General features: G+C 45.3%; 7 protein-coding genes. 4 read left to right on the top strand and 3 right to left on the bottom strand.

Features of this window, described 5'->3' with window-relative positions:
- Positions 1–24: 24 nt before the first annotated feature.
- Positions 25–1,008 (bottom strand): L,D-transpeptidase family protein, encoded by a 984-nt coding sequence (locus tag JKY90_00090; GenBank protein ID MBL4850672.1) that lies wholly within the window; start codon positions 1,006–1,008, stop codon positions 25–27.
- Positions 1,009–1,545: 537 nt separating this feature from the next.
- A complete protein-coding gene (locus tag JKY90_00095) occupies positions 1,546–2,316 on the bottom strand; it encodes an HAD-IA family hydrolase (GenBank protein MBL4850673.1) in 771 nt (256 codons plus the stop codon).
- A gap of 455 nt (positions 2,317–2,771) precedes the next feature.
- Here JKY90_00095 and dksA point away from each other — a divergent pair, with 455 nt between their 5' ends.
- The 3 genes from dksA to JKY90_00110 are packed head-to-tail and all read left to right on the top strand — an operon-like array spanning position 2,772 to position 6,479.
- Positions 2,772–3,578, top strand: coding sequence for an RNA polymerase-binding protein DksA (dksA, locus tag JKY90_00100; GenBank protein MBL4850674.1), 807 nt, complete (start codon positions 2,772–2,774; stop codon positions 3,576–3,578).
- A 36-nt stretch (positions 3,579–3,614) separates the two neighbouring features.
- Positions 3,615–5,591, top strand: coding sequence for an acetate--CoA ligase (gene acs / locus JKY90_00105; protein MBL4850675.1), 1,977 nt, complete (start codon positions 3,615–3,617; stop codon positions 5,589–5,591).
- Between the two features lie 57 nt (positions 5,592–5,648).
- Entirely contained in the window at positions 5,649–6,479 is an 831-nt protein-coding gene (locus JKY90_00110) for a M48 family metallopeptidase (GenBank protein MBL4850676.1), read from the top strand.
- Between the two features lie 18 nt (positions 6,480–6,497).
- On the opposite strand, the gene JKY90_00115 is transcribed toward JKY90_00110, so the two are convergent.
- Positions 6,498–7,049, bottom strand: coding sequence for a sugar transferase (locus JKY90_00115; protein MBL4850677.1), 552 nt, complete (start codon positions 7,047–7,049; stop codon positions 6,498–6,500).
- A gap of 414 nt (positions 7,050–7,463) precedes the next feature.
- Here JKY90_00115 and JKY90_00120 point away from each other — a divergent pair.
- A partial coding sequence (locus JKY90_00120) for a fatty acid desaturase (protein MBL4850678.1) occupies positions 7,464–7,898 on the top strand: 435 nt, incomplete at its 3' end.

Here is a 7,898-nt window from a genome sequence, read left to right on the forward strand (position 1 = left end):
GTTTTTTTGTTGCTCTGAAAAACACTACGGTTCCAACATAACAACTTTTTCAGGCATAACGACTTGTCCAGGTTTTTCAGCTGCTGCTAACGAGATTACCACTGGCATTCCATCTGCCCTATCAACAATCAAACTCAAGCGTGCCCATTCAATACTCGCTTCATGTTCTTTGGTTGCATCAATGATTGCCTTAACAACAGGCGTCTTATTCGATCCATTATTATCAGGGTCTTGCCCTAATGCTTCATGCACTTCCAAATACAGTTGGTCATTTAGCCAACCGACCTTGTAAGGTTGATCGACCAAACGTACTTGGACACCAACATCAACCGACGCAAACAAGGCCTCAATATTTTCCGGGTAAAGGCGTATACAACCATGCGTTACCTGCATACCCACACCCGCAGGTTTATTGGTACCGTGAAGAAGATAACTAGGCATGCCCAAGTTCAAGGCAAATTTACCTAGCGGGTTATCTGGGCCAGGCGGCACCACTGCGGGCAATGGGTCGCCCTGTTCAGCATGCTCTTTGCGAATTGATACTGGTGGGCGCCAAGTAGGATCTTTACGCTTACTCACTATTTTGGTAAGACCAAGCGGTGTGGCCCAATCAACCCGGCCAACGCTAATTGGGTAAGTTACCACCTGACGCGGCGTATCTTTCAATGCCTTAGGGTAATAATAAAGCCGCATCTCAGAAATATTAACCACAATGCCTTCACGTGGTGCCTGCGGTAAGACATATTGGGTCGGCAAAGTAACCTTGGTGCCTGCGCCCGGCAGCCATGGATCAACATCCGGGTTACTGCGCACGATCTCCTCATAACCCAGCCCCCACTCACGTGCTATATCAGCCAACGTGTCTTCGTATTTGGCATAGATATAATCGATCTTGCCAATTACATCGGTACCCGCAGGCGGCAGAGCAAAGGTCTGGGCAAAGACAGTGTTAACTGTCAGTAAGCTCGTCAGCAATACAACTAAAATAGTTTCGGGTATTATTTTCATCAGTAAGAATCCGCCACAATGACCAATTTTATCATAGTATCCTTATACTGAATGCAACTTAACGGGATCGTTTCAAATAAGCTGCTAATCGTTCGACACCCTCACCTAAACGCGATAATTCGATTGTGTAGGCAAACCGTACATAGGGTTTGACTGATTGAGGCCAAAATCATTCCCTGGCGTTAGCGCCACTGCTATTTGCGCCAACAACTCATCAACCAGCACTTGGCTCATCACTTAATACTGAGCAACGTGTATAAATGTAAAACGCACCTCGCTTAAAGCCCCTACTCTTAGTATGGTATTATCGGCACTTCAAAACCAAGCTGAATGACGGCCTTAGTTAGTATAGTCGTGCCGTTACTGTAGTTGCAATTGGCAGCTTTTCAGCTCACATAAAACAGCATCTCAAACACAACTAATGTACATACTGAGCAAGCGTAGAAGTTGTGAGAAAGAAGTTTTGTGCCAGCTTATCAATTTATTCTCCTGGTACCACCATCCGACCAATACGCGTCGTAAATTGCGCATTAAAAACTAACGCAAACGATCTAGCGTTGCCACATCAAGCATCGACACGTCAGCAAAGTGCTGTGACTGGCTACCACCCAGCACCCGCATCGCGCTATCAGGCTCGCCAAGGTCTGATACCACCAGTTCAGCGCCATTAAAGTCATGATTCAAGGTAAAGTCATTGACTGTGATCACTGTCGTTAAATTTGCTCCTTTTGAGGCAAGAATTCCGTTACGAGAATCTTCAAAAACAAGGCACTGTTCTGCAACAAGTCCCATTTCCGTAAGTGTGTAGTGATAGATATCTGCTGCCGGTTTCTTCTTTGGCACCACATCACCTGCTGCGATCAATTCAAACCAGGCAATCGACTCCTTACCCAAAGTGTTGCTGAGCAAAGCCGTTACATTGCTATAAGTCGTTGTCGTTGAAATGGCCAAACGTCGTTTTTGTGCACGCGCTTCGTTGAGCAATCTTTCAACACCTGGACGTAGCGTGATAGCACCGCTATCGACCATATCTTTAAAATGATCGGTCTTGGCAGCATGCAGTGAAGCAAAATAATCCTCTAAATCAATCGAAATATCCGCAAAAGGCGGGTCATACTTTTCTAGATAATGGAGCATTCGTTCCTTGCCACCCGTCACCGCTAGCAATTCAAGGTAAAGCTCAATCGACCAATGCCAAGCAAGCCCAGCATCGGTAAACGCTTGATTAAATGCAACCAAATGACCATCACGTTCTGTATCAGCCAAAGTCCCATCGACATCAAATAGATAGGCATCAAAACCACTCATCACATCCCCTTTCGGTGTATAAACACACAATAATAAGCACTAAAAATAGCAGCGCGCCAGCATAGCAAACCTCGCCCCTATGCTGTGTCGTGTCAACCGTATAATGACGATCTCAGCGAGACGAGAAGCGGTCATATGCACCAACAGTAGGCGCTTTAGGCGAGGCGCGCGAGCGCAGAACTAGCCGTAGCTAACTCAAGCGAGCGCAACACAGTAGATGGCCGCTTCTTGTCTCGCCCGAAGGGAGCGATGCAAACAGTCCAATGCGGCGCCGCCTAAAGCGCCTACTGTTGGTGCAACCACTATTGCTATCTTGCCTTGGACTGTTTGCATCGCTCTGAGCCCATCATTATACGGTTGACACGACACTAGCCTGTACACTTAATTTCAAGCTTGGTCACAGCACGCGAGTATGCTATAAAGTAGGGTTTATTGTGTCGAGTGGGGAGTATGGGATGCCTAAAGCTAAAAAGAAAAAGGCGCCAACTAAAAAAACGGCCAAGAAAAAGGTCATAAAAAAGGCAGCAGCACTGAAAAAGAGTGGTGTCAAGAAAAGCACATCTAAAAAAAGTGCGGTAAAAAAAGTGGCTGTAAAAACACCCGCCAAAAAAATAGCCAAAAAACCCACTTCAAAAAAGAAAGCAGTAGCTAAAAAAGTGCCAGCAAAAAAAAAGGTGACACCTAAAAAAATATCCGTAAAGAAAACCATTGCCAAAAAAACCACTCCAAAAAAGAAGGTTCCAGTGAAAGCAGCATCAGCAAGAATAACAACATCGACAAAGCCTAAAGCAAGGACGACTAGTACCAACAGAAAACAAGCAGCACTTGAAGGTACAGACATATTAGCAATGGGCGATACGCCGATTGCTCCTTACAAGGAAAAACGTGGCGAAGCTTATATGGGCGAAGGGCAAACCACGCATTTTCGTAATATTCTCAACACGTGGAAACGTGCACTTATGCAGGAGGTTGATCGTACCGTGCACCATATGCAAGATGATGCCAGCAACTTCCCTGACCCAAATGATCGAGCTAGCCAAGAGTCAGAGTTCACTATCGAACTACGTACACGCGATCGTGAACGTAAACTCATTAAAAAAATCGATGAGTCTCTAGACCTGCTCGACTCAAACGATTATGGCTATTGTGAAACCTGTGGTATTGATATTGGTATTCGCCGTCTTGAAGCACGCCCTACTGCAACCCAATGTATCGATTGTAAAACACTTGATGAAATCAAAGAAAAACAAGTGAGTCGCTAATACATATTTATTCAGAAATATTGGCTACACAAGGTGATTGAACAACCGACAAAAAACACCATAGATTCCATACTGCAAGAAAACCGTAGTTTCTCACCCCCAGAAAAATTTGTCGAAAACGCATCAATCAGTAACCCGCGCAATCTAGAAGTGCTTTACCAAACCGCTAACGATGACCATGAGGCGTTTTGGGCTAAGTTAGCCTGTAACGAAATCGACTGGCAAACACGGTTTAGTAAAATACTCGATGACAGCGATGCGCCATACTATCGGTGGTTCGACGGCGGCAGGCTTAACGTCAGCTACAACTGCATCGATCGTCATCTGATTGATCGTGCTGATAAAACCGCCATACTCTTTGAAGGTGAACGTGGCGACAAGCAAACACTTACTTACCGCGAACTTCATAGTGCCGTTTGTCGCTTTGCTAATGCACTTAAACTTCATGGCATAAAACACGGTGATCGCGTCGTGCTCTATATGCCGATGGTACCTGAAGCAGTCATTGCCATGCAGGCCTGCGCACGAATTGGCGCAATCCATTCCGTCGTGTTTGGTGGCTTTTCTGCCGAGGCATTAAAAAATCGCATAGAAGATGCTGGTGCAAAAGCAGTTATCACTGCTGATGGTGGCTACCGCGGCGGCAAGATCACCCCCTTAAAGGTAGCCTGTGATGAAGCGCTATCGCTAGGCTGTCGCAGCGTCGAAACTGTCTTCGTTTTAAAACGCACCGAAGCAGCTATCGCCATGGTGTCAGGACGTGATGTCTACTGGCATGAAGTAACTAAATCCATCAGCAATGACTGCCCACCTGAGTGGGTCGACAGCGAGCACCCCCTGTTTCTTTTGTATACCTCTGGCTCTACTGGTAAACCAAAAGGTATTCAACACTCAAGCGCGGGCTACTTGCTCGGCACCATTATGACCATGAAATGGGTGTTCGACGCACAAGACAACGATATTTATTGGTGTACCGCTGATGTTGGCTGGGTTACTGGACATTCCTATGTCGCCTATGGCCCACTCGCACTAGGGATGACTCTATTCATGTATGAAGGCGCGCCGACTGTACCCGACGCCGGTCGTTTGTGGAAGCTCTGTCAAGACCATAAAATAACGGTTTTTTATACCGCACCTACAGCTATTCGTACCTTGATGAAAGCGGGTGATGACTTTCCTAACCGTTATGATCTATCCTCATTACGCTTATTAGGCAGCGTAGGTGAACCTATTAATCCAGAGGCATGGATGTGGTATCACCGTGTCATAGGCAAAGAGCGTTGCCCTGTTGTTGACACCTGGTGGCAAACCGAAACCGGTGCTATTGTCATTGCACCCATACCTGGTATTGTCGCCACCAAGCCCGGCTCCTGTACACGACCACTGCCTGGTATGGATGTCGCGATTGTTGATGAAAAAGGCAATGAAATAACAGAGCCTGACCAAGGTGGCTATCTCGTGATACGAAAACCCTGGCCATCTATGCTACGTACGATCTGGGGCGATGATCAACGCTATCGCGAAACCTATTGGCAGCGTTTTAATCATCAGTATTATGTCGCCGGTGACAGTGCGCGCCGCGATAAAGACGGTTATTACTGGATCATGGGGCGCATCGATGATGTATTGAATGTCTCTGGCCATCGTCTCGGCAGCATGGAAATCGAATCAGCGTTAGTCGCTCACGAGCTAGTGATCGAAGCAGCCGTTGTTGGCAGACCCGATGAACTCACGGGCGAAGCCATCGTTGCCTATGTCGTCTTAAAAGGGCAGCGCCCAGAGGGTGGCGTTGATAACAAACTGAGCGCTGAGTTGCAGCAATGGGTGAGTAAACAAATTGGCGCTATCGCAAAACCTAAGGAAATTCGCTACGCCGACAACCTGCCTAAAACCCGTTCAGGAAAAATCATGCGTCGCCTGCTGCGCGCCATTGCCTGTGGCGAAGCCATTACACAAGACACCTCAACGCTTGAAAACGAAGCGGTATTGGAACAACTGCAGGGTAAGCAATAGTTCAGTTTCACCTGATATACTAGGTTTACAGTAAAGCCAAACTGGGACAGACAAATGATGAAATTCAACTCAACACTAAAATTTCACAACCCCGCATTTAAAATCGCAGCTATCGCCTTCGTATTGTTATCCCTTTTTCTAAGCGCGTGTTCAACTTCCCCCACCGGACGTAAACAAATATTACTCTTTCCCGAATCACAAATGGCACAAATGGGCGCTGCCGCTTACCAAGAAACAAAAAAAGGTACGCCCATCTCTAAAAATTCAAAATCGAATGCTTATATTAGCTGTATCGCCGATGCAATCGTTGCTAAAGTTGAACCTGATAAGGCGTGGGAAGTGACAGTATTTGATAGCGAACAAGTCAATGCCTTTGCACTACCCGGCGGCAAAATTGGTATCTACACAGGCCTGCTTAGCGTTGCCAAAAACCAACATCAATTAGCGACGGTTATCGGCCATGAAATTGCTCATGTCACCGCACGCCATGGTAACGCCAGAGTGTCTGCATCAACCCTGACCCAGGTTGGCTTAGCCGCAGCACAAATACTTGCTGGCAGCGCCAGCAGAGAAAAACAACAACTGCTGGGCTTACTCGGTCTCGGTGCACAAGTAGGCATTTTATTGCCCTACGGTAGAGGACAAGAAAGCGAATCCGACATCCTTGGGTTGGTTTATATGGCCAGTGCCGGCTTTGATCCACGTCAAAGCGTACCACTTTGGCAAAACATGGCAAAAGCATCAGGCGGTAAAGCGCCACCCGAGTTACTGTCTACTCACCCCTCCAATGCCACCCGCATTGCCGATCTAAATAAAGCCATGCCAGACGCCATGATCATTTATAACAAAGCCAGGTCTCAGGGCGAAAAGCCTAACTGTAAGCAATGAATTTAGCCCACATTATACTTAATAGCTTTTCACACGATCACCTTGGCCGCGCCCAAGAAAAGTAGAAAATATATAATAAAAATAGCTAGTTATATTCAAATGTTGAAGCATTAATGCATCATACTTTGATAGCTTTTTCGGTGTAGACATATCCACACCATTGATCTGCGCCAACCCCGTAATACCAGGTTTAGCCTTATAAACACTCCGCTCAGCTCGATAGTCCACCAGCTCAATTTGATTAAATAGACATGGCCGCGGCCCCACCAAACTCATCTGACCAATAAATACATTAAAAAGTTGAGGCAATTCATCAAGTTTAGTGCGTCGCAAAAAATGGCCTAGAGTCGTTACAGAAGCACTTTCAGCTAAATGCGTTGCAACCGAATGCGTGTCGACTCGCATAGTTCGAAACTTAACTAATGTAAATGCCCGCTTATCCTGACCAACACGTACCTGAAAAAATAATGGCTTACCCGTATCAAATAAACTAATTATGTAAATGAATAACATCACAGGAAAAAGAATAATTATTCCAACACTCGATAAAACTAAATCTAAAAACCGCATACAATTCAACTCAATAAATTTTTAAGGACTAAACCATAATTTTCTTAACTTATTATTGTCGTATTAAGCTAATTGACCTTCTTAACCTATTTGCCTAAACCCGACAGTCCCCCAACCCTAGCTCAAGAACATCTAACAGGCTGTTGAAAACAGTCTCAGGTGACACGATACGGCGTTATACCCCGAAGTTCGGTTTTGTCCACCCTTGAGGGGGAGCATCTGGAAATCCAGCTTAATTAGTTTCTCGCCCTCTTTCAGTTCACGAACCCCTTGATGACATGTTCTTGAGAAAACCAACCTACTGACTAGGTTGGCTATATAGAGCGAGACAGTATACCTATATGCTATAGTTCCGCGGACAAAAGAATATTTGCCCTCCCCGCCTATCAACAATAGTAAATTTAATAGCAATCCATGAACGTTGACTCCGTTGCCCGCTTGAAAGAACATAAAACCGAATTAATTTCGAAATACTCTAAGTCTTGTAATATCAAGGCATCTATTCAGATATTGAATACGTTAGTACCTTATTTTTTACTTTGGTATTTAGCCATTCATTTTCTGCAAATTTCATATTGGCTAACTGCATTATGTGTGTGTTTTTTAATTTTATTTTTACTACGCATATTCGTGTTAATGCATGAAGCAGGTCACAACAGTTTATTTTATTCCTCTGGCTTAAATAAATTGAGTGGTTTTATTTTTGGGGTGCTATGCGGCATGCCTCAATATGTGTGGTCTCAACATCATAATTTTCATCACTCTACCAATGGAAATTGGAGCAAATATCGTGGGCCTCTCAGCACACTCTCGACAGAGGAGTTTTCTAAGCTCTCCAGTAAACAACAA

The organism is Gammaproteobacteria bacterium, assembly GCA_016765075.1.
Classification (GTDB): Bacteria; Pseudomonadota; Gammaproteobacteria.

Excerpts from the sequence above, each read along its gene's own strand:
- JKY90_00090 (MBL4850672.1), bottom strand. The coding sequence starts at position 1,008 with ATGAAAATAATACCCGAAACTATTTTAGTTGTATTGCTGACGAGCTTA.
- JKY90_00095 (MBL4850673.1), bottom strand. The coding sequence starts at position 2,316 with ATGAGTGGTTTTGATGCCTATCTATTTGATGTCGATGGGACTTTGGCT.
- dksA (MBL4850674.1), top strand. The coding sequence starts at position 2,772 with ATGCCTAAAGCTAAAAAGAAAAAGGCGCCAACTAAAAAAACGGCCAAG.
- JKY90_00110 (MBL4850676.1), top strand. The coding sequence starts at position 5,649 with ATGAAATTCAACTCAACACTAAAATTTCACAACCCCGCATTTAAAATC.
- JKY90_00115 (MBL4850677.1), bottom strand. The coding sequence starts at position 7,049 with ATGCGGTTTTTAGATTTAGTTTTATCGAGTGTTGGAATAATTATTCTT.